Here is a 21,657-nt window from a genome sequence, read left to right on the forward strand (position 1 = left end):
ATGAACAGTGCATTTATTGATTTCATGCGCATTCGTTTTCTGACGATGCTTGCATATCGAGTCAATTATTATTCCGGCATTTTGATATATACGCTGAATATTGGCGTGTATTACTTTACGTGGCAAGCTATTTATGGCAGCAGCGGAGAGATTGGCGGTTTTACCGCGGCACAGATGACAACGTATGTTGCCGTCTCGTGGATGGCGCGTGCGTTTTATTTTAACAACCTGGATCGGGAAATTGCTGCGGACATTCGGGATGGCTCCATAGCCATTCAGTTTATAAGGCCGATTAATTACGTCATGGTCAAAATGATGCAGGGACTCGGCGAAGGCATCTTCCGCTTCCTGCTGCTGATGATTCCAGGCATGCTCATTGCGATTCTGCTCTTCCCGGTGCAGCTTCCAACAGCGCCTTCGGCGTGGATTGGTTTTCTGGTCATGCTGTTTTTCAGTTTCCTGATTAATTCCCAGATTAATGTCATTACGGGACTGGCGGCGTTTTTCGTGGAAAATAATGAAGGCATGATGCGCATGAAAAGGGTCGTGGTAGACCTGTTTTCGGGCTTGATTATTCCGATCAGTCTTTACCCGGACTGGATGTCCGCTATGATGAAGGTGCTGCCTTTTCAGGCCATAACGTATCTGCCAGGCTCGGTATTCACAGGTAGAGTGCAAGGCACAGGCATCTGGAATGTTCTTGGTATTCAGGTGCTCTGGTTTGTTTTGCTGCTTTTGCCGATGGTGCTGATTTGGCGGCAGGCGCGCAAGCGCTTGTTCGTGCAAGGAGGATAACGGAATGTACTATATGGGTCTGATCTGGGAATATTTAAAAAACTATATGAAGACACGCCTTACCTACCGCGCTGACTTCTGGGTAGAGATTATCTCGGATTTGCTGTTTCAGGCGACCAATCTGATCTTTATCTTTGTCGTTTTCCGTCATACGGACAACCTCGGTGGCTGGAGTGAGGCGGAAGTGTTGTTTGTTTACGGGTACTTTATGGTGCCATACGGTATCTTTAGCTGTTTTATCAATCTATGGGGGTTCAGCGAGCGGTATATTGTCAAAGGGGAGATGGATCGCATTCTGACGCGTCCGGCACACAATCTGTTTCAGATTTTGCTGGAAAATGTGGACCCGCCCTCTCTCGTAGGCTCGTTCATCGGGCTGATCATTATGATCATCAGCGGTGCGGAGATGGGACTGGTGCTCGAGTGGTGGCATATTCCAGCGTTGATTATTCTGGCGATCAGTTCAGTTCTGATCTACGCGGGTATATATACCACACTGACATCGCTCTCCTTTTATTCGGATGCACCGACAGGCATTTTGCCACTGATGTATAACATTCAGGGATATGGACGGTATCCGGTCACGATCTATAACAGAGCGATTCAGGTGCTGCTCACCTGGATTATCCCGTTTGCCTTTGTGGGTATCTATCCGGCCGCTCTGTTTCTGGATCGTATCGAGATGCACCGCATGGCTCTGCTGACTCCAGTTATGGGGCTGGTGTTTGCAACGATCGGGCTGACCTTGTGGAACTTTGGGGTGAAGCGGTATCGGGGAGCAGGCTCATAGTGGATTAAGGGTAATATGATACAGTAGGCTCTAGGGGTTGAATTTCATAAATATTAAGGAGGACATGCGCATGACTTTAAAAGAGGGTGTACAAGTACCGGATTTTGAGCTTCCATCCAGTTCGGGTGAGTCGGTGAAGCTGTCCGATTTACGCGGTAAACGCGTGCTGATCTACTTTTATCCGAAAGACATGACCTCGGCGTGCACACAGCAAGCCTGTGACTTCCGTGACCGACATGAGGAGTTTCAGGGCTTGAACACGGTGATTCTGGGAATAAGCACTGATCCCATGAAGCAGCACGACAAATTTATTGCCAAATACGGTTTGCCTTTTATCCTGTTATCGGATGAGGAGCATGTGGTTGCCGAGCAGTTTGGTGCGTGGCAGATGAAGAAAATGTATGGCAAGGAGTATATGGGCATTGTGCGTTCCACCTTCCTGCTGGATGAAGAGGGCAATTTGATCAAGCAATGGACCAAGGTTCGTGTGAAGGGACATATTGAAGAGGCGCTGGAGACGGTTAAGGCGCTGTAAGCTCCGATAATTCATTCTCTGTAAAAAAAAGAGCCCTGTTAAAACAGGGCAGAACTATAAACAGGCTGTATTCCGATGGACAGGATTCCATTCGAATGCAGCCTGTTTATTTATAGGAAAGAGCTTCTCCCTTGCGCTGCGTTTTCAAGCGCCTTCTAACAAGATGTATCAGTATCAGGCATGCAGGGATGATGATGCTGGCGGTAAAGTCCCAATCAAACCAGGGATACATAATGCCGCTCGTATAGAAGAGTATATCCGGAGCGATAACAATAGCCATTGCAAAGATGAGTAACATGGTTGGCAGAATGAGCGGCTGATAGGATTTTATGCGGGTTAACTGTGCAAGTCCGAGAATGAATCCGAACGTGTAAAGGAACGTTTTGACAAATGTAGAGGCTAGCCAGGCTGTTCCTAACAAGGCTTCGATTCGCTGAATGAAGTCACCGACGTTTATTTTTTGCGCGAGAATATACGATATGTAGATGTTATGTTTTGTTTGCTCGGGACCCATCACCAGCAGTGAGATCAGAAGAAATGAGGTCAGCATAATACCGCCTAATAACGCCGATAAAAACATGTCCCGTCGTTTATGCACACCATGTGTAACATAGGGAAGAAACATGGATAGTATGATGAGCTCTCCGTAGGAAGCAGTGCCGCCCCGTACACTCCCGCTAATAAACGCAAAGATGGGTGTGGATAGGAAAGGCATCAGATTGGAGGAGTCTGCCTGAGGCAGCAAGCAACAGATCAAAATAACTAAACTTAGCGTGATGAAAGGCACCAGAATTTCTGCGCTTCTTCCTAACGTGCCTAATCCCTTGAGTACAGCCCACCCTAATGTGGCAACAAATAGCAGGATGATTGCCCGGATCGGAGTTCCAAGGTATATCTGAGTGGTCAGAAAATCCCCCACTTCACGTATGCATACAGCCGCTCCCATAAGGAAGTAAAACAGGTAGGCTATAGCGACAGCGGCCCCGATCCATTTTCCAAGCACCTCTGAGCAAATTTCAATCAGAGTGAGATCGGGATACAGCTGATGCATTTTGAACTGAAGCCATAGAATGCCCATTCCGATGCCTTGCGAGATGATGGAACAGATCCAGGCATCCTGATTGCCTGAATAGGCTATGAGGGTGGGATAGATCAACATCATATCTCCGATGATGCCCAAAAAAGCTAGGATCGCAAATTGCCTTATGGTAAGCTTCTCCTGAATGAGCATGATCGGTACACTCCCTTTGTTTGACGTTTCTAGGCCATTCCTTTTTTGAGTTTCATTTTGGACTTGATCTGATGAATGATTAATAGCATAACTGGGAAAATCAGGCACAACGTTATATCCCATTCCAGCCAGTAAGGAATGGCGAGTGTAACGATAAAGGATAACGTGGGCGAAACGATATTGGACAACGCAAAGGCAGATAGAACTGATGGCAAAACAAGAAATCGTGAAGCCTTGAAGCCGAACAGCTCTGCTGTACCGACAATAAAGGCGTAGAGATAGATGGTGCTTTTAAAATAAGTTGAGATCAGCCAGGATGAGGCCATCAGCACTTCAATACGCTGAAAAAAATTAGCGATATTAATCTTTTGTGCTAATACAAAGGACCCGAAAATGCTGTGCTGGGTAAGGAAAAGACCCATGACCAGCAGAGAGATGGTGACCAGAACAGCCATAAGGAAATTTCCAAAACCAGCGCCTATGACAAGATCTCGTGTGCGATGAGCCTGCTGGCTTGAGTAGGGTAGCAGCATCAGGATCGGGATTGCTTCCCCTACCGGATAGATGAAGCTGACCATAAGTCCTTTGGAGATTTGTTGCATGTTTGTATCTGTAAATGGTCGAAGCTGGTCAAGATCTGTCTGGGGCAGAAGGCAGATGACGAGAACAAACATAAAAACAGTCACGATTGGCAGTAAAATTTCACTGCTTCGTCCAATTGTCTCCAGACCGTTATAGATGCCCCATCCAATGACAATGTAAAATATCAGAAGCACAACTCGAATCGGAGTAAACATAAAGATTTCGCTGGTCATAAAATCGCCAACAACACGCGCTTGTGTTGACGAGCCAAAAATAAAATACATAAGGTAAATCAGGGATAGCAGTGTGCCGGGCCAGAAGCCTAATATTTTCTTGAATATGCCAAAAAGATTTTCACCCGGATATGTATCAGCAAGCTTCACATAAAGATACATTAATCCCATACCAAGTGGGATCCCTATGAATGCATTAAGCCAGGCGTTTTGGCCGGAAAAGCTGGCAATGACCGAGGGATAGATCATCATCATATCGCCCATAACGATCATAATGGTCAGAATCGTCAATTGTCTTATTCCGAGCCGCCCATGCTCCGGCATAATATGTCAACTCCTTTGAGCTAGTTTCCTGTGATATAGGCCAGAAATTGATTAACGGGTTTGTAGACCCAGATGATAATGTAAAGGGGGCTTGGAAACTCCCATAAATTAACGGCAATAACGCCAAATACGATGCCTGTCAGCAGCAGGACAGAATACACAATCACTTCTTTCCATTCCTTCCGCTTAAACAGCTTGGGTAAATCAATCACCCCCATAAGGCACCCAACAACCACAACTGAAATTGAAAGCAGCACTTGCCCTCACTCCTTGGCTTTTTTGTTAAACGAATTATCCAGCGTACCTATGCGTCGAATCTGCACATTAGCTTCATATTTGATATCCAGGTTCATGAAATATTTGTCCCAGGTGTCTTCTTCTTTTTTGTAGAGCTTGGGGTACTTATGATAGATATCCTGTCCAAAACCGAAAATATCGACATGGTATTTGCTGCGTACCAGGCTTACGGTTTGTTTCATCAGTTCAACGATTCTATCCTGCGCATTCTGCTCCATTTCCTTAATGGCCTCCATCGAGCCAATCTCCATATCACATTCGACGGAGCCGACGGTAGATACATTTTCCACCTTAATTCGGATTTGCGGCTCTCCATTCACCATTTTGACACTGTGCTTGGTAGAGGTACGCAGTGTTTTTAATGTGACATATCCCCCTGCAGGGCAGTTCACGGCACCAATCGTTGATTTCACATTGTCGCGAATATAGTTGTATCCCTTCGAATGATTCTCATCAAGCCATCCAACGAGCTTATCTTTCTTAAACACACTCAGGCCGCTGAAATGAAGGGTAGCAAGGGACTTGACGGATTCAATATTTTTGGATTCTCCAGCAGCTTGAGGATCTCCGATAATCTCGACTCCGGTAATAACCGGGGACATGCTGGGGGTGAGAATGTATTGCATCAGCTTATCGGTTGTTACGGTCGTCGTTGGAGCCCAGTTCTTGGATGAAATATCGAGCGAATTGAACAGCTTTTCTGCAGGAATGTTATCCAGCGGAGTTAAGGCATCCAGTATTTGTGAAGCCGTAGTTCTACGCGCAACCATGACATAGTAGTCTGGTCTTGCACTAGGTTCCCGCATCAGTGCCTCAATGATGTCATAAATACCTTCCTCCCGTGCGAATGCTTCACTGAAAACGAGTACCCGTACGTGAGACAAAAAAATAGCGCGCGGGCTGGTCTCGGTAAGCTTCTGAATCGCTTCAAGAAGCGTACGGGCGGTAGCTTGATATTGAGTCACGGGAGTCCCCTTGCCTCCCCGAGATCGGGAGGACATCTCATTGGGCACCACCACCTGCGCGCTGACTTTGATCCGGTCGCCGTCTTTATCTACACCAAGACCCAGCACAATCCCGAGCTGATTTAACTCCTGGCGATCCCAGCAACCGCTTAGCAGCGGCATGATGATGACAAGAGACAGCAGCATGAGCAGATATTTCTTCATCACTTTTTCTCCTGACTACACTAGCGCTTCGTTTTTTTAGTTACTTGTCGGGTGACATTCGTTGTGCCAGAGGACAACGGTCGTGTTTTCATATGGGACCAAGGCACACGAAACAGTGTATCCTTCAGATCATTCTGAATGAATGGTGCGAATGGTGACATGTAGGGAACGCCAAAGGACCGCAAGCTGCACAGATGGGTCAGCGTAATGAGCAGTACAAGCAGAATGCCGTAGAATCCAAAGGCGGCTGCAAGCATCATCAGAACAAAACGTAAAATGCGGACGGAGATAGATAATCCATTTTCTGGAATGACATAACTGGAGATGGCCGTAATGGACACGATTATGACCATAGCCGCCGAGACAACGCCTGCGTCAACGGCAGCCTGTCCGATGACAAGTGTCCCAACAATGGATACAGCCTGCCCGACCGTTTTCGGAATACGAATGCCCGCTTCTCGTAAAATTTCGTACGTCAGCTCCATCAGAACCGCCTCAATGAAGGCTGGAAAGGGTACACCTTCACGCTGGGCAGCCAGACTGATAAGCAGGTTGGTGGGCAGCATCTCCTGGTGATAGGTGGTAATGGCAATATAAAAAGATGGTGCCAGCATAGCGATTAAAAAGGATAGATATCGCAGCATGCGCACAAGCGTACTGATGTCAGCCCTTTGGTAATAGTCTTCGGGAGATTGGAAGAAATGTACGAAGAGGGCGGGGGCCAACAGAACAAACGGTGTCCCGTCTACGATAATGGCAACCCGCCCTTCAAGCAGGGCAGCTGACACAGTATCCGGGCGTTCACTATTGTACACGGTTGGGAAAATAGTCATCGTTTTGTCCTGAATCAGTTCCTCAATGTAGCCACTCTCCAGAATGCCATCAATATCAATCTGATCCAGTCGTCTGCGCAGCTCCTCGACAACCTCCACGTTTACGGTGTGTTCCAGATACGCAACAGCGACACGGGTCTTCGTAACACGTCCAATGATGCGTTCTTCAATCCATAATTGAGGGTCACGAATTCGTTTGCGAAGCAGTGCAGTATTTGTGCGCAGGTTTTCCGTGAAGCCTTCCATTGGACCACGTACAACGGTTTGTGACACAGGCTCGCTAACCTGGCGATCCTCCCAGCCCGCAGCACCGATCTTAAGGCCGCGGGTAGAGCCTTCCAGCAGCAGGATTGCATCACCAGCCAGCAGTGCCTCCGTAGTATCATCCAAATTGTCGATAAGGAGCACTTCACTAGCAGTGAGAATATCATTCTGAATGTAGCTCAGGTGCTCGTTATCTGCAGAAAAATCGGGCAAGTTGCGCTCCTGCAACAGAGGCTGCAAAATGGCGAGATTCAAAATTTGTACATCCACGAGACCGTCGATGTATAACAAGACAGAGGGCCACTTATGCAGGCTTTGTAGCGGACGGATCATCAGGTCATTGCTATTCCCCATTATGGTTTTGTAATACTTTATATTCTCTTCCAGGTTCGGGTGAATGAGATGTGCATCGTGCTGAATCTGTGTATCCGCAGCCATGGGCTTCCCTCCTCAACCATCCTATATTTGCAAGTAGTATGACCGGGAGTGTTCCAGTTTATGAAAAAAAAGAAAGTTTACTTTCCTGCGGGAGCTTGGAGTCGTAATGTGTCATGAGCTCAAAAGAAAAGAAGCCGTGGGAGGGCACGGCTTCTTTCATGAAGGAGCAGACACGTACAAAGGCACTTTTTAGTCTGCATTTTGCTTTTGTCTTTGGCGAACCGGGACAGCTTTGCGAGTGCTGCGTCTTGTCCAGCTTCTGCGGTAACGATAGATCACGACGATGATTAGCACTACACCAATGGCTGCAATAATGACAGCGGTATACTGGTGAGCAAGCTGGAATATTGCACTCCAGCCGGGGCCGAACAGTTTGCCGATTCCTAGGAACAGCAGCACCCAGAACAGGGCGCCCGAGTAAGCGTATAGAGCAAACTTGCGAAATGGAATGGCAGCAATGCCGGAGAAGTATCCCGTGAAATGACGAACCCCAGGGATGAAGTATCCGATGAAAATTAATCCGTTGCCGTATTTGGCAAACCATTTCTGGGTTTTGTCGAGCTTGTCCGGCTTGAGGAAAAACCATTTACCATACCGCATAATAAACGGAAGTCCCGCCCGTGCTCCGATGAAATACGTAATCGTCATACCAATGGTCGTTCCTAAAAAGGCCAGGATAACAAGTGTTCCGAAGTCAAGCTGTCCTCTGTACGATAAATACCCTGCATATGCCATCGTCGTTTCTCCAGGGAAGGGAAGGGCAATAAACTCAAGCAGCAGGCCAAAAAACATAACACTATATCCGTAAGACCCGAATAACTGCTGGATCTTCTCAAGTAGTTCCAATAGGTTCACACTCCTGGCGTTCTCAAATACCTCGGACAGGCATGATTGATTGCTGAGCGTCCGTAGATGTTCGTTATGTTCTAATGCTACCGAAATGTGGATCAAGAATCAATTCCTGCATGAAGCTGCGGTAACAAATATTGCAAAATTATCGTTCAAATGACGTCTTTTTTGCGATTCGTCTCCATATAATTCTAACAAATCTGCTGAAGTCTATCAGCAAATCACTAGAGTGCTGGAGGTTGATTCATACATGACGTACGGATCGCAATTGTGGCTGGAACAGAACGGGAAGCTTGATCAACATGCATCATATGTTTGTGGAGGAGTACGTAGGTGGCCGGGTCTGTTCATAGGGTGTTTACTCAGCCTGATAATGCTGACAGGTATGCTTGGAACGGGGGCATCCTCTGTCGCAGCGGCGGCAAAAAGCGATATAACAGACAAGGTGGTCTATCTGAGCTTTGACGATGGGCCCGGCAAATATACACCCGAGGTGCTGGATATTTTACATGATGCAGGTGTGAAGGCTACCTTTTTTGTGTTGGGACAGCATGCGGAGCGGAAGCCCGAAATGATAAAACGAATTCACCGGGAAGGTCATGTTATCGGCAATCATACATATAACCATGAATACAGCGAGCTGTATCGGGATTTTCCATCGTTCTGGCAGCAGATCAAACGTACGGAGGATATCATTAACAGCATCATCGGCATTAGGCCTGTACTGGTCAGAGCGCCTGGAGGAACGTATGGACACTTTGATCATACTTATTTTGAGTTGTTAAAAAACGGAGGATACGCTGTCATGGACTGGAACGTGGACAGCGGGGACTCCAAGCGGAGAAACGTGCCTGCTGCCGAAATTGTTGCTCATGCTACAGCGGTCCCTTCGGGGATGTCAAATGCGCTGGTTCTGATGCATGATGGCGGAGCTCATGCCGAGACGGTGAAGGCGCTGCCTGACATTATTCGTTATTACAAGCAGCAGGGGTATCGCTTTGAAGTGATGCAGCCTTCGGATGAGCCTGTGCAATTTCAGGTCAAACCTGCGGCAAAATTTAAAAATCGTCCTTCTCCAAGCGTTGAATGGATTGCCAAGCATGTGGAAGCAAACACATCGCAGTGGACGTCAGCCAAATCGCTGAAGATTGAGCTGGGATATAGGACAGTCGAGCTTCAGCCAGAGGAATATCGCATTAAAGAGCAGAAGGTGCTTGTTCCTCTACGTAGTTATATAAACAAGCTGGGAGGAAACATTAGTTGGGATCAGGCTACAGGCACTGCTACCACTTGGTGGAAGGATCGAATTTTGCAGATCAATCCAGCCATGGGCACAGTGACCTCCAAACGCTTGCATGAACAGGGCGGTAGCTCTGTGCACGCTGTGATGGAGAGCCGTAATGGCACGATCTGGGTGGCAGCGGGAGAGTTGATGGAGCAGCTTGGAGCGAAGGGGTACATGATGCAGTCCAGAGACACCGAGTGGGTGATCACCCTAGACCCGCCATGGACGTCTATGGAATACAGTCACTCCTTTTCATTTCTTTGAAATATACCACCAATTTTCTGACTATTCTCTCTACTTCCGGGCAACACTGAATCATAGATTACGATAATCAGGATTCAGTAGCAGGGAAGGAGAGTTCAGTCCAATGAGCAAGATTCGAATAGAGCATGAACATGCTGTTGAACTGTTGAACAGGCTTGGCAATCGAATTGCCGATGTGATCATCGGTAAAAAGCAGGAAATTCAATATATACTAGCCGCCATGCTTAGTGAAGGACATGTACTGCTTGAGGATGTGCCAGGCACAGGCAAAACGATGCTGATCCGCACAGTGGCTTCTTCGTTAGACTGTGCGATGGGTCGCATTCAGTGCACACCAGATGTTATGCCAGCCGATGTGACGGGAGTATCCATATATCATTCAAAGTCAGGAGAGTTCAGCTTCAGACCAGGGCCGCTTATGAACAATATTGTGCTCGCAGATGAGATCAACCGGGCTTCCCCTCGGACGCAATCTTCTCTATTGGAAGCGATGGAGGAGCGCAGTGTAACCGTGGATGGGTCGACCTATGCATTGCCCAGACCGTTTCTGCTGCTGGCTACGCAGAACCCGCTCCAATTCGAAGGCACGTACCGGCTGCCTGAAGCGCAGCTGGACCGGTTTATGATGCGGATTACGCTGGGATATCCTAAGCCTGAGCAGGAAGTAGAGCTGTTGTCCCGAGTGCGGAGCCAGGAGATGCTGGAGAATATGCATCCGATTATGCTCGCCGAGGAAGTGGTTGCGATGCAGCGTGAAGTGAGGCAGGTGCATGTGGATACAGTGATCAAGCAATATCTCGTAGGTGTAGCTGTAGCTTCGAGAGGACATGATGCAGTGCGGCTGGGCATCAGTCCAAGGGGAACGCTGGCATGGATGACAGCGGCGCAGGCATATGCCTATGCACAGGGACGGAGTTACGTTGTACCGGATGATGTGCAATCCCTGGCTCTGCCCGTGCTTTCCCACCGGATTCAGCTGAAATCGGTGAATAGAGCCGACAGCAGTGAGGTACAGGAGCAGGTCATCCGTGAAGTGTTATCTTCTGTGCCTGTTCCTGTGCAGATGAGTGGGCAAGGCAGGGGACGTAGGGCATGAGCTGGGTTCGAGGAAGCTTCGTTCAAGTGCTGGTAGCTGTTCTTCTGATCGGTCTGTATCTGTGGCATGGAGGGAAATCCGCTTTATTTCTGGCGGCCATATCGGTGCTGGTTGGAATATACGGCGTAGTGCTGCAGCTCTTCGGGCCTCGACATATTCGTATAGAGCGGCATAGACGTCCGGGGCATATTGTGGCAGGGGAGAGCCTGCGTGTTCAAGTGCAGCTGGAATTTCGCTGTGTCCTTCCGTTATTGTGGATGGTCGTTTGTGATCATACACCTGCAGGTGTGCATCGCAAGCTGCTTTTTCCCGGTATGAAGAGGCAATGGTCTTATCAATATGAGTTAACGGGACTTGCCCGAGGTGTGCATGTGTGGAGAGAAGGACGGTTATATTGGGGAGATGTTTTTGGCTGGAACAAGGCCTCTGCGCTTCTTGAAGGTGAAGAGCCACTGGTCGTGGTGCCAGCTGACGGATATAGCGAAGGCTCTATCTGGCCTGAGGCTTGGGGGAATGAGGGAGAAGGTATGGGGGTTCATCCTCAACTGCTGGGGCCGTCAGGTATAGATGTTCGGGAATATCAGCAGGGAGATGCACTGAACCGGATTCATTGGAAGAGCACTGCCCGAACCGGGAAGCTGCATACGCTGATTCCCGAGATGCCGCAGCTCACTTCGCTGGCGATCATCGTATACGAGGAGAGCTCGGGTTACGAGAGAATTGATTCGGAGGATCAGACGCTTGAGGCGTTTGAACAGGCAGTGCATGGTGCAGCCAGTTGGGTCAGAGAGGCGGCCAATGCGCAGATACCTTGTGAGCTCTGGTTAAGTGGAGATGAGCTGACCCGTAGAGCAGACAGAACTGCGAAACCGGGAGATAGGTCAAGAAAACAGGGGCCAGGGACGGATTATGGTGATGTTACGGGTGAGCTGCAACGAGGAGGTGATGGCACTGGTGAAGGTGTGGCTGACGCATTACAACGGCTGGCTTATGCCCGAGTGGGTAAAGAGCGGTCTGCGGCTGGATCTATGCTGGATGTTAGCAGGCTCGAGCAGCTTCCTTACGGCTCAAGCATCGTCATGTTCACTGGACAGCTGGATGAACGACTGGTTAATTGGCTTGAACACGCCGCAGCTCTTCATTTTCAGGTCAGTGTACATCTAACAAGCAGTCAAGCAGCGCGGCAAGCCAGGGTCACTTATGGAGCTTTAGAACCTGACGCGGGGCAATTGGCGCGTTCCTTGGGAGCAGATTGGCATGAAGGAAAACGGCCGGCAGAGCAAGCGGAAATAAATGGACGGCTGCGTACCGAATCGGATACAAAGTCAGGATATGCATCGTTGGCTGCTACCGGTTCGTCTGTAAGACCGCAGCAGGTGCAAATATGGATCGACCGTCTTGTATCCAAGGGTGTACGTGTGCTCTGTCAGGAAGTATTTGCGACAAGCAGCACTTTGCTCGGCGGAAAGGCGGGGATTGTCGATGTGGGAGCGTAGCAAGAGGGTGGAAGCTGAAACCGCAGCTTCTGCCAAGCGGGCGAACAGGCATGACGATATGGAGGTCATATCGCCGTTATCTTCATCCGTGCACGGAACTGCTCCTGTGCTGTATCTGTGGTTGATTACAGCAGGGCTACTCGCCTTATGCATGGAATGGATCTATCCTGTCATTTCTTCCGGTCAGACCGGCAGCGAGCGCTTCGCTGCGGTCATGGCGGGTTATTCGGCAGTTCTACTGTCGGTGGGCCTGTTCAGAATCGGCTGGGCTGCCAGTATTGTGATTCGCATTCCGATGATCTATGTTGCGTTGTGTCTCATGTACGGGGCCAGTCATCCGACCGAGTGGGGCATAGCCTATCCTGGTCTACTTAATGCCGATCTTGGAGAATGGATCGACAAAGGCCGGTTTCGTGTCATGAGTCGTGAAACGAGAGGTTTGTTCATGCTCTGCGGCTGGAGCATGCTGCTGGCTTCGGTGCAGTATCTGCTGCTGCTCCGTCGCAGCATTGCATTGTTTGGTACAGGCACATTAGTCTATCTTATTTTACTGGAAAGTCTGGTTGGATATGAGGCGTATGGCTCGGTGGTACGTTCTGTATGCTGGCTCCTGTTCATTCAGGGTCTGCTGTATCTGCTGCGGCTTTCTGAAGGGACAGGTCATGCAGCGGCTGTGCGAGATGGGGCGATGCGGGAAGGTCAGGGGATGCATGGGGATGTTCATGGAAGAACGCATCTGAAGAAGGAGAGAAGTGAAAAGAACAGCTCATGTCCAATGCGAAGCAGGGTGGGCATGGCTTGGGTTGCTGTGTCAATAGGAAGCACTGTCTGTCTGGTCCTGATATCCATGCTTCCGGCCCGAATGAATGCCGTGTCACCTGCCGGGCATGTCTCTGTCATGGACACGGTTGAACGTTTAGCTAAATGGGCAGGGTATACACCTTCAGGAAGTGTACCTGCCTCTCTGAATGTGACAGGATACAGCACAGCTGATGCACCGATGGGTGCTCCGCTAGTACAGGGGAATGAGCCGGTGTTTACTGCGAGCACCCCTGTATCCACGTATTGGCGAGGAGAAACCCGTTCATATTACAACGGAAGTACGTGGAGTGATGTGGAGCAGCGATTCCATTATACAGACTCCTCAGGTGTACTGCGTTCCGATGGATGGGAGGAGCACCCCTACTGGAAGAGGGTTCGTCAGATCATCACGATGGAGCGGGAATGGCGAGGGCCTAATCCGCTGTTCGCGGGAGGCCTGCCGGTAAGCTTGTCTTTTCAGGATGGCAATGTGCTTAACAGCAAGAACGAGAAACGGCTGTTGTCGAGCGAAGATACAGGTACATTGTGGCTTGCAAGCGGCAGGAATCGGGAGGAACGTGTTCAGAACTACACCGTCGATGTGATGGTGCCCGATGTAACAGCGGAAGTGCTCAGGCGGAGCGCAGGTATGGTTAGGATGAAGAATGCTGGTATAGACAGGACGAAGAACGAGGGCCTGGACAAAATATATGTTAGTGGCAATGAAAAGCACGCTGGCCTACGTGGTAATAAGACTGTTGATGCAAAAGCACAACAGACTGCGAGCATGAATTATGGGCAAAGTATGGATTACGATGAGGCGAAACGTGCTGGTTCTGAGAAGTGGGACGGTAGCGTGGAAGAACAACAGCATGCTGGTGTCAATGAGAATGAGGATATTATGCTCGCAGCAACAAGCAGCGTGGGGTCGGATAACAAGCAAAGTAGGAATGATGATGCAAGACGTGCTGGCTCTGAGAGGTGGAGCGAGAGTCAGAAAGAACAATATCATGATGGATTGAATGAAGACATGCGTATTGAATTCGCTAATATAAGCAGCGCCAGCATGGATGGGAAGAGTGTTGACCTCAGTGTGCAGGAGGGTAGTGGCGGGAACAAGGTAAATGAGACCGATCCAGCATCCATCCGCAGAAAGGATTTGCAGCTGCCGGATACGCTACCCAAGCGTGTTAAGGATCTGGCTGCCGAGATCATGGGCACGAGTGCAACGAGGTATGATGCTGTACAGGCTGTACGCAGCTATTTGAAAGCGAATGCCCGTTACTCGCTGGATACCCGGATGCCGCCACGAGGCAGGGATTTTGTCGATGATTTTCTGTTTGTAACCCGGGCGGGGTATTGTAACCATTTCTCTACCGCCATGGTGGTGCTCCTGCGTGCCGAAGGTATTCCGGCACGCTGGGTGAAGGGCTACGCCCCAGGACAAGCGGACCCGCAGGTCCCTGGGCGTGTTATTGTCACCCAGGCGGATGCCCATTCCTGGGTGGAGGTGTATTTTCCCGGCGTGGGCTGGATGCCCTTTGAGGCTACGCCGGGGTTTGATGCAGCGCAGGCCGTGGATGCCAGCGCTGCGGTTGCCGCCGGGCTGCAGCCCGGCGAGGGGTCCCCGCTGCCGAGTGCAGGCAGCGGGCTGGACCGTGCGGGCGCGTGGCTTGCTGCGCGCGCCCGTGATGTGGCCGCGGCGCCATGGCCTGCCGCGGCATTAGCCGCAGCGGCGATGCTGTGCGCCGCTGCATGGGCCTGCGCGCTGCGGCTACGCCCGGCGCTGCGGCTACGGCTGCTGCTGGCATGGCCGCGCAGCAGCTTCCCGGACCGCGAGCGGCTGCTGCAGGCTGCCGCGCCGGTCTGGCACGCGCTTGCGCGCCGGTACGGCCCGCGGCCGCCGGGCATGACGCTGCGGGAATACGCAGCGTCACCCGCCGTGGCCGCAGGCACGGACGGCGCGGACATCGCGCGCTTCGCAGCCGACTGGGAGCGGCTGCTGTACGGGCCTGACCGTCCGCTGCGCGCGGACAGTGTCGACTTCCTGCGCCGGGCGCTTCGCCTGACCCGGCGCAGCCCCGGACGCCAGCGCTAATCCCTGCGCCAGCGTCCCGCAACCACCTGTTGCCAGCGTATATAACAGCGCTGGCAGAGCATAGGGTCCCGTTTACCCTGAGGGGGAACGGGACCCTTTTCAACATCAAATGCATGAAGTGCCTTACAGTTCCGCTCTGTGGGGTTCGGGAACGCTAACGATCTCCAGTGACGTTATTTGGCTCATTTTGGCTACTGTGCAAACGTAACGGTCCCCAGGAAGCTTATTTTCTTGAAAAGTGTTAGTTTTAGCCTGATTTTGATATTTTTAGTTCTAATAGCGTTTCTCAGGATCGTTAGATTTCTAACTGCCGTGGAGAGTGCGGAATAAGGTTCTGTGGGATCGTTAGCGTGTGGTGGATGCTCGACAGTGTGACAGAATCGACGGATGAGAGCGGTTCTTTGATCGGAGATTATAGGGGAATATCGGCACGGATGTGTAGGGGGAATTAGAGCAAAAGTAAGTGAACAAAGTAATGGGGGATATGAGGATTGAAGAGACCGATCAGATGTGATACTCGATTGAACAAATTTGCATCTTACACACGGGGCTTGGGGAATAACAAGAATTGTCGTCCTATGTCACATCTGCTCATTACTTGCTCGAAAAATGGAGTTTCGTCTTTCCTTGACGGTAGGTTTTGTCGTTGCGTATAATTAGTTTCATTAATTGAGGGAGGCACGGTAATGAATAAGCAGAATGAAATTGTGGTTGTCCTTGACTTCGGAGGCCAATACAACCAGTTAATCGCCAGAAGAATTCGGGATCTTGGCGTATACAGCGAGCTTTTGCCGTATAATACACCAGCGGAGAAAATTGCGGAACTTGCACCAAAAGGGATTGTATTCTCTGGTGGCCCATCCAGCGTATATGCTGAAAATGCACCTCACGTTGATCCGGGTGTTTATGACCTGGGCTTGCCAATCTTCGGCATTTGTTACGGAATGCAGCTGATGGCTCAGCAGCTAGATGGTAAAGTAGAGCGTTCCGAGAAGCGTGAATATGGTAAAGCCGATCTGGCGTTTGCTGAAGGTGCAGCACTGTCTAAAGGCATCGAAGGTGAACATACGGTATGGATGAGTCATGGTGACCACGTGGTTACATTGCCTCCGGGCTTCAAACTGGATGCAGGCACGGAAAGTGCGCCAATTGCTGCAATGAGTAATGACGAGCGCAAATTGTATGCAGTTCAGTTCCACCCGGAAGTACGTCACTCTGTTCGTGGTAACGACATGATTCGTAACTTCCTGTTTGAAATCTGCGGCTGCGAAGGCAACTGGACGATGGAAACATTTATTGAAGATACGATTAATGATATCCGTGAAAAAGTGGGCGACGGCAAAGTGCTGTGTGCACTCAGCGGCGGTGTGGATTCCTCCGTTGTTGCAGCATTGCTGCACAAAGCGATTGGCGATCAACTGACATGTATGTTTATCGACCATGGTCTGCTGCGCAAAGGTGAAGCAGAGAGTGTTATGGAGACGTTTGTTGGCAAATTCGACATGAAGGTTGTCAAAATTGATGCACAAGAGCGCTTCATGTCCAAACTCGCGGGTGTGGATGATCCAGAGCAAAAACGTAAAATTATCGGTAACGAGTTTATTTACGTGTTTGATGAAGAGTCCAAGCAGTTCGATGATTTCGAATTTCTGGCACAAGGTACGCTGTATACAGACATCGTAGAGAGTGGTACAGCGACAGCGCAGACGATCAAATCCCACCACAACGTGGGCGGTCTGCCAGAAGACATGAACTTCAAGCTGATCGAACCGTTGAACACATTGTTCAAGGACGAAGTGCGTAAAGTTGGTACGGAATGCGGCCTGCCGGATGAAATCGTACACCGTCAGCCTTTCCCTGGTCCGGGTCTCGCGATCCGTGTGCTTGGTGAAGTAACGGAAGAGAAGCTGAAAATCGTACGTGATTCCGACTACATCCTGCGTGAAGAAATTGCCAAAGCCGGTCTGGACCGCGAAATCTGGCAATACTTCACCGCTCTGCCTAACATGAAGAGTGTGGGTGTTATGGGTGACGCACGTACGTATTCCTACACTGTAGGTATCCGTGCCGTAACATCCATCGACGGTATGACTGCCGACTGGGCACGTATCCCTTGGGATGTACTGGAGAAAATCTCTGTACGTATCGTTAACGAAGTAGACAACGTAAACCGAATCGTCTATGACGTAACCTCCAAACCGCCTGCAACGATCGAGTGGGAATAGGTTTATTACAGGACGTTAACATTTAATATCATCAAAAGCCACGGAGCCTTGATCATTTAGGATTCGTGGCTTTTTTCTAATCGTCGATATAGAATAAAAAGACTAACTTTTTCAAAATTTACTTAGCAAAAAAAATGCTCTTTGGTTGTTGTTTCAATTGACTTCCAATATATGAGCCACTAGTATATAAGTAACAATGGCAGAGTTCAAGATCAGAAATAACTCTGGATTAGATCATAAATCAATTAATATTAGCACTACTTTTTCTGCTGGGCATAGTGTCCTTTATACACTATCCTCTTCCAATGGGGTACCTATTGGAGGAACAGCTTCTGGAGCGCAAATACCGAACTCAGGAACGGCTTTTGAAATGTCGAATAGTTTAGTGGATTTTAATCTTTCTTTTTTAAATGATGGTGCGAATACAAAACCATCCTCATTAACAACCACTGATACACGATTTGGAGTTAACGGTAGTGTAATTACTTCGACTTGGGAAAATAATGATATTAGTGCCGGTGAGGTTCTGGAATTTAAAATTTCATTGAATGATTTTAATTTCAAGCAGGATATTTATCTTTTTACTGAACTAAATACAGAACAAATAGACTCAATTAATGAGACCATTACAACTGACATCAAAGATATAGATTACATCCCCCCTAATGTTTCTATTCAGACGGGTTCAAATGAAAATCAATCCGTCAAGATTCCCTTGTTTAAGGTAGATGCAGATGGGCTGGGACTTACCAATGTGGGACTCTTACCACCAGCTATACCAGAGCAGTCTATTGCTGCTGCTGATAATGCCATGAATAAAGTTACAAATTACAGAGGGATTTACGGCGCTTTGCAGAACAGAATGGAGCATACCCTGACCAATGTTGGAAATTCATTTGAAAACTTAACTTCATCAGAATCTCGTATTCGTGATGCAGATATGGCTATTGAAATGATGAAGTTTACGCAAAAAAATATTCTATCTCAAGCAGCACAAGCCATGCTTGCACAAGCAAATGCTCAACCTCAGGAGATTTTGCAATTGTTGAAATAAGGGTTTACATGAATGTGAATTAGTAGTTCGAAATCCCGCACATTTGCCTTCTTGATGAAGGTCCTAACCAGATTTGTGTCCTAACACGTTAAAACAAGCTGTGAAACATGTCGTATGGGATATGCATTACCTAAATGTGTTTTGTTAAGAAAACCAATGATAAGTATTTTTCTCTGAAAAATAATAGTAAATCAAAATGCCGCCTCCATCGAGTTTTACTCAAGATGATCAGGTGGCTTTTTTATTTTTTCTCAAGCATTGCTAACTTTGAAAATATGAACATATCCAGCTTTGAATCCGTTATCAAATGCATATTTATTTACGGTTTCAATCGCTGAAATGGGTTGAATTGTTAAATAATACGAACGTTATTCAGAGGATTCTGATATAACATTCGTTTATATCATTGACAAAATAGATGACCCCTCCTAAAATGGTGATGGGAAACAAACAAATAGCGCATACTAATTCGTATAATCCTGGGGATATGGCCCGGGAGTCTCTACGAGATCACCCTAATGATCTGGCTACGAAGAGGAGCAGGCTAAGACATAAATTCTACATGATTGCGGTTGGACAGCATTCGCACATTAGAATTTTTTTTGTTCTTGGTCAACGGCCGTGTGCCTGCTTCTGGTCAAGCTGAACTCTGGGGAAAATATTTCTCAGGGTCATTTGTCGTTTTTCAATATAGCTTCAACATCTCTAAGGAGGAGTTAGTGAATTATGGATCGTTTCTTTAAACTCAAAGAAAACGGAACAAATGTTAGAACGGAGATCGTTGCGGGTCTGACCACCTTTATGACAATGGCTTACATACTCTTTGTAAACACATTGTTCCTGGGTTCGGCTGGAGCGGGCATGTCCGACAATGCGGTATTTTTTGCCACAGCCGTTGGTGCTGGATTAATGACTATTATTATGGGGTTGTTCGTAAACGTTCCGATCGCACTCGCTCCGGGTATGGGATTGAATGCATACTTTATGACGGTGGTTCTGAGTTCCAATGGTGCGATTAGCTGGCAGGCGGCACTTGGTGCTGTATTCCTTTCCGGTATCGTATTCATTATTCTGACGGTAACCCGAGTTCGGCAAATGCTGCTCGTTGCGGTTCCACAATCCATTAAAATGGCTATTACCGTAGGTATTGGTCTATTTATTACCATCATCGGTTTCAAACTCGCCAATCTGGTGGCGGTAACCGTGAATGTTGCACCTGATGCAGATTTGAGCAAGCCGATTCCGGGCAGCAGCTTTAACCTGTCCTTGGGTAACTTTGTAACACATCATGACGCACTGCTCGCTTTAATTGGTTTGCTGCTGATCGCCATCCTTATGGTCATGCGTGTAAAAGGCGCTTTGTTGATTGGGATCGTAGCTACAACACTGATCGGTATTCCAATGGGAGTAACGAATCTGAGTGGTCTGTCCAGCGCAAGCTGGTTGCCTAACTTCAGTGATTTGGCTGTGGGACAGCTTGATCTGAAAGGCGCCATCAGTCTTGGATTGTTCGAAATTATTTTTATTTTCACATTCGTTGAGCTGTTTGATACCTTCGGTACAATGGTGGGTACGGCGACACGTATGGGCATTATGAAGGACAAAGCCAAAGGTGAGAAAACGATCGGTAAAGCAATGCTCGTCGATGCAGTCGGTGTCAGCGCAGGTGCGGCACTGGGTACAAGTACGATTACGGCTTACGTTGAAAGTGCTTCTGGTGTAGAAGCTGGCGGACGCACAGGCTTGACCTCGGTAACAACAGGTTTGCTGTTCATTCTGGCTTTGTTTATCGCACCACTCGCATTGGTTGTTCCTTCTGCTGCAACGGCTCCTGCACTTATCATTGTGGGTGTTCTTATGATGAGCCAGGTACGCAGCATTGAGTGGGATGACTTCCTGCAAGCTTTCCCTGCATTTCTTACGATTGTTCTGATGCCATTTACAGGCGGGATCGCAAACGGGATTTCTGCTGGTATCGTGTCTTACGTCATTTTGGCTGTGTTTAGCAACCTCGTTACAGAACGTAAAGTGAAGGTGCACTGGCTGATGTGGGTGCTGGCGGTTATTGTCGTTTGCCGCTACGTATTTATTGGCGGAGAGTAAAGTGACAACTTAACTGCAATAGGTAGCGCAATAATGATGCAAGCGGAATTTCGATATGATATCGAGGTTCCGCTTTTTTGTTTCTTCTATATAAAGAGTGTTTTTATGCGCAAAAATAATGATGAGCTGCAAACTGGATGCATTATTGCATCTTTGTCTGGGGTATATTGCTCTAGACAAACAGCAAATATGGAGGCCGTAAAGGGGTGAAAGTATAATGCTGTTCTTCTATATTAAGTTGAAATAAAAATTCACACGATTTACTCCGATGACAGAAGAACCTTTTGATCTCTGTTGCATAGTCTTGATTGACTAAATTATTTTAAAATTTATGCTTGCATTCTTGAACTGTACATGGTATATTCTAATTCCGGCCAAGAAAACACGGTTTACACGGTGCGGCAAGCAGCTTAATAAGAAAGCTTCCAAAGAAGCTTGAAAAAAGAGCTTGCAAAGGTGGTTCGGAAATGATATGATATAAAAGTTGCTGAAACGAACGAGAATCAGTGACGGAACGAAGTTTGATCTTTGAAAACTGAACAACGAGTGAGTAAACATTCTGCTTGCAGAATGAACGTGAAGGTTTTTAGTGCGAGCCATCTGGCTGTATGAAAACTGGAACAACAATGAGATTTTTAATCTCGTCAGATTCAAAATGAGCTTATCGCTCTTTTCGATACACTGATGAGTTGCACAGCGTTTAACGATGCTGCGAAATTCATCTTTATTGGAGAGTTTGATCCTGGCTCAGGACGAACGCTGGCGGCATGCCTAATACATGCAAGTCGAGCGGACTTGAGGAGAAGCTTGCTTCTCTGATGGTTAGCGGCGGACGGGTGAGTAACACGTAGGCAACCTGCCCTCAAGCTTGGGACAACTACCGGAAACGGTAGCT

Annotated in this window: 16 protein-coding genes, 1 rRNA gene and 1 riboswitch; of the genes, 11 read left to right on the top strand and 6 right to left on the bottom strand. The window is 48.3% G+C overall.

Features of this window, described 5'->3' with window-relative positions:
* From DFQ00_RS24935 to bcp, 3 genes are all read left to right on the top strand, one after another.
* Window positions 1–795 carry an ABC transporter permease gene (locus DFQ00_RS24935; protein ID WP_110899176.1) on the top strand — a complete coding sequence of 265 codons (795 nt, stop codon included), beginning with the start codon at window positions 1–3 and terminating at the stop codon, window positions 793–795.
* 4 nt (window positions 796–799) lie between these two features.
* Window positions 800–1,585 (top strand): ABC transporter permease, encoded by a 786-nt coding sequence (locus DFQ00_RS24940; RefSeq protein WP_110899177.1) that lies wholly within the window; start codon window positions 800–802, stop codon window positions 1,583–1,585.
* A 70-nt stretch (window positions 1,586–1,655) separates the two neighbouring features.
* A complete protein-coding gene (gene bcp / locus DFQ00_RS24945; RefSeq protein ID WP_110899178.1) occupies window positions 1,656–2,120 on the top strand; it encodes a thioredoxin-dependent thiol peroxidase in 465 nt (154 codons plus the stop codon).
* Between the two features lie 106 nt (window positions 2,121–2,226).
* Here bcp and DFQ00_RS24950 read toward each other — a convergent pair whose 3' ends face one another.
* The 6 genes from DFQ00_RS24950 to DFQ00_RS24975 all read right to left on the bottom strand — a co-directional run bounded on the left by DFQ00_RS24950 (window position 2,227) and on the right by DFQ00_RS24975 (window position 8,337).
* Entirely contained in the window at window positions 2,227–3,351 is a 1,125-nt protein-coding gene (locus tag DFQ00_RS24950) for a GerAB/ArcD/ProY family transporter (protein ID WP_110899179.1), read from the bottom strand.
* A 29-nt stretch (window positions 3,352–3,380) separates the two neighbouring features.
* Window positions 3,381–4,490, bottom strand: a complete 1,110-nt coding sequence (locus tag DFQ00_RS24955) for a GerAB/ArcD/ProY family transporter (protein WP_110899180.1) — start codon at window positions 4,488–4,490, stop codon at window positions 3,381–3,383.
* Window positions 4,491–4,510: 20 nt separating this feature from the next.
* Window positions 4,511–4,747, bottom strand: coding sequence for a hypothetical protein (locus tag DFQ00_RS24960; RefSeq protein ID WP_110899181.1), 237 nt, complete (start codon window positions 4,745–4,747; stop codon window positions 4,511–4,513).
* A 6-nt stretch (window positions 4,748–4,753) separates the two neighbouring features.
* Window positions 4,754–5,956 (bottom strand): Ger(x)C family spore germination protein, encoded by a 1,203-nt coding sequence (locus DFQ00_RS24965; protein ID WP_110899182.1) that lies wholly within the window; start codon window positions 5,954–5,956, stop codon window positions 4,754–4,756.
* 20 nt (window positions 5,957–5,976) lie between these two features.
* Window positions 5,977–7,491, bottom strand: a complete 1,515-nt coding sequence (locus DFQ00_RS24970; protein ID WP_110899183.1) for a spore germination protein — start codon at window positions 7,489–7,491, stop codon at window positions 5,977–5,979.
* A 189-nt stretch (window positions 7,492–7,680) separates the two neighbouring features.
* Window positions 7,681–8,337, bottom strand: coding sequence for a DedA family protein (locus DFQ00_RS24975; RefSeq protein WP_110899184.1), 657 nt, complete (start codon window positions 8,335–8,337; stop codon window positions 7,681–7,683).
* Between the two features lie 253 nt (window positions 8,338–8,590).
* Here DFQ00_RS24975 and DFQ00_RS29325 point away from each other — a divergent pair, with 253 nt between their 5' ends.
* From DFQ00_RS29325 to DFQ00_RS25015, 8 genes are all read left to right on the top strand, one after another.
* Window positions 8,591–9,889 carry a polysaccharide deacetylase family protein gene (locus DFQ00_RS29325; protein ID WP_167433835.1) on the top strand — a complete coding sequence of 433 codons (1,299 nt, stop codon included), beginning with the start codon at window positions 8,591–8,593 and terminating at the stop codon, window positions 9,887–9,889.
* Between the two features lie 103 nt (window positions 9,890–9,992).
* Complete coding sequence (locus DFQ00_RS24985; protein WP_110899185.1) at window positions 9,993–10,985, top strand: AAA family ATPase; 993 nt, start codon at window positions 9,993–9,995, stop codon at window positions 10,983–10,985.
* Window positions 10,982–12,481, top strand: a complete 1,500-nt coding sequence (locus DFQ00_RS24990; RefSeq protein WP_110899186.1) for a DUF58 domain-containing protein — start codon at window positions 10,982–10,984, stop codon at window positions 12,479–12,481. The genes DFQ00_RS24985 and DFQ00_RS24990 overlap by 4 nt, the downstream gene beginning before the upstream one ends.
* A 7-nt stretch (window positions 12,482–12,488) precedes the next feature.
* Window positions 12,489–15,380, top strand: coding sequence for a transglutaminase TgpA family protein (locus DFQ00_RS24995; protein ID WP_208643824.1), 2,892 nt, complete (start codon window positions 12,489–12,491; stop codon window positions 15,378–15,380).
* Window positions 15,381–16,066: 686 nt separating this feature from the next.
* The gene (guaA, locus tag DFQ00_RS25000; RefSeq protein WP_110899188.1) at window positions 16,067–17,605 is read left to right on the top strand and encodes a glutamine-hydrolyzing GMP synthase; all 1,539 of its coding nucleotides are present in this window, start codon (window positions 16,067–16,069) and stop codon (window positions 17,603–17,605) included.
* Window positions 17,606–17,801: 196 nt separating this feature from the next.
* A complete protein-coding gene (locus DFQ00_RS25005) occupies window positions 17,802–18,659 on the top strand; it encodes a flagellin (RefSeq protein WP_110899189.1) in 858 nt (285 codons plus the stop codon).
* Between the two features lie 449 nt (window positions 18,660–19,108).
* A riboswitch (purine riboswitch) is annotated at window positions 19,109–19,209 on the top strand.
* A 176-nt stretch (window positions 19,210–19,385) separates the two neighbouring features.
* Window positions 19,386–20,762 (top strand): NCS2 family permease, encoded by a 1,377-nt coding sequence (locus tag DFQ00_RS25010; RefSeq protein WP_110899190.1) that lies wholly within the window; start codon window positions 19,386–19,388, stop codon window positions 20,760–20,762.
* A gap of 724 nt (window positions 20,763–21,486) precedes the next feature.
* Window positions 21,487–21,657: ribosomal RNA gene (locus DFQ00_RS25015) — 16S ribosomal RNA — on the top strand; the annotation flags it as partial.

Origin of the sequence: Paenibacillus barcinonensis, assembly GCF_003217495.1 — a bacterium.
GTDB classification, from domain to species: domain Bacteria; phylum Bacillota; class Bacilli; order Paenibacillales; family Paenibacillaceae; genus Paenibacillus; species Paenibacillus barcinonensis.

What these genes read in the sequence shown, in the direction of transcription:
- DFQ00_RS24935 (WP_110899176.1), top strand. Translation starts at nt 1, where the DNA reads ATGAACAGTGCATTTATTGATTTCATGCGCATTCGTTTTCTGACGATG.
- DFQ00_RS24940 (WP_110899177.1), top strand. Translation starts at nt 800, where the DNA reads ATGTACTATATGGGTCTGATCTGGGAATATTTAAAAAACTATATGAAG.
- bcp (WP_110899178.1), top strand. Translation starts at nt 1,656, where the DNA reads ATGACTTTAAAAGAGGGTGTACAAGTACCGGATTTTGAGCTTCCATCC.
- DFQ00_RS24950 (WP_110899179.1), bottom strand. Translation starts at nt 3,351, where the DNA reads ATGCTCATTCAGGAGAAGCTTACCATAAGGCAATTTGCGATCCTAGCT.
- DFQ00_RS24955 (WP_110899180.1), bottom strand. Translation starts at nt 4,490, where the DNA reads ATGCCGGAGCATGGGCGGCTCGGAATAAGACAATTGACGATTCTGACC.
- DFQ00_RS24965 (WP_110899182.1), bottom strand. Translation starts at nt 5,956, where the DNA reads ATGAAGAAATATCTGCTCATGCTGCTGTCTCTTGTCATCATCATGCCG.
- DFQ00_RS24970 (WP_110899183.1), bottom strand. Translation starts at nt 7,491, where the DNA reads ATGGCTGCGGATACACAGATTCAGCACGATGCACATCTCATTCACCCG.
- DFQ00_RS29325 (WP_167433835.1), top strand. Translation starts at nt 8,591, where the DNA reads ATGACGTACGGATCGCAATTGTGGCTGGAACAGAACGGGAAGCTTGAT.
- DFQ00_RS24985 (WP_110899185.1), top strand. Translation starts at nt 9,993, where the DNA reads ATGAGCAAGATTCGAATAGAGCATGAACATGCTGTTGAACTGTTGAAC.
- DFQ00_RS24990 (WP_110899186.1), top strand. Translation starts at nt 10,982, where the DNA reads ATGAGCTGGGTTCGAGGAAGCTTCGTTCAAGTGCTGGTAGCTGTTCTT.
- guaA (WP_110899188.1), top strand. Translation starts at nt 16,067, where the DNA reads ATGAATAAGCAGAATGAAATTGTGGTTGTCCTTGACTTCGGAGGCCAA.
- DFQ00_RS25005 (WP_110899189.1), top strand. Translation starts at nt 17,802, where the DNA reads ATGGCAGAGTTCAAGATCAGAAATAACTCTGGATTAGATCATAAATCA.
- DFQ00_RS25010 (WP_110899190.1), top strand. Translation starts at nt 19,386, where the DNA reads ATGGATCGTTTCTTTAAACTCAAAGAAAACGGAACAAATGTTAGAACG.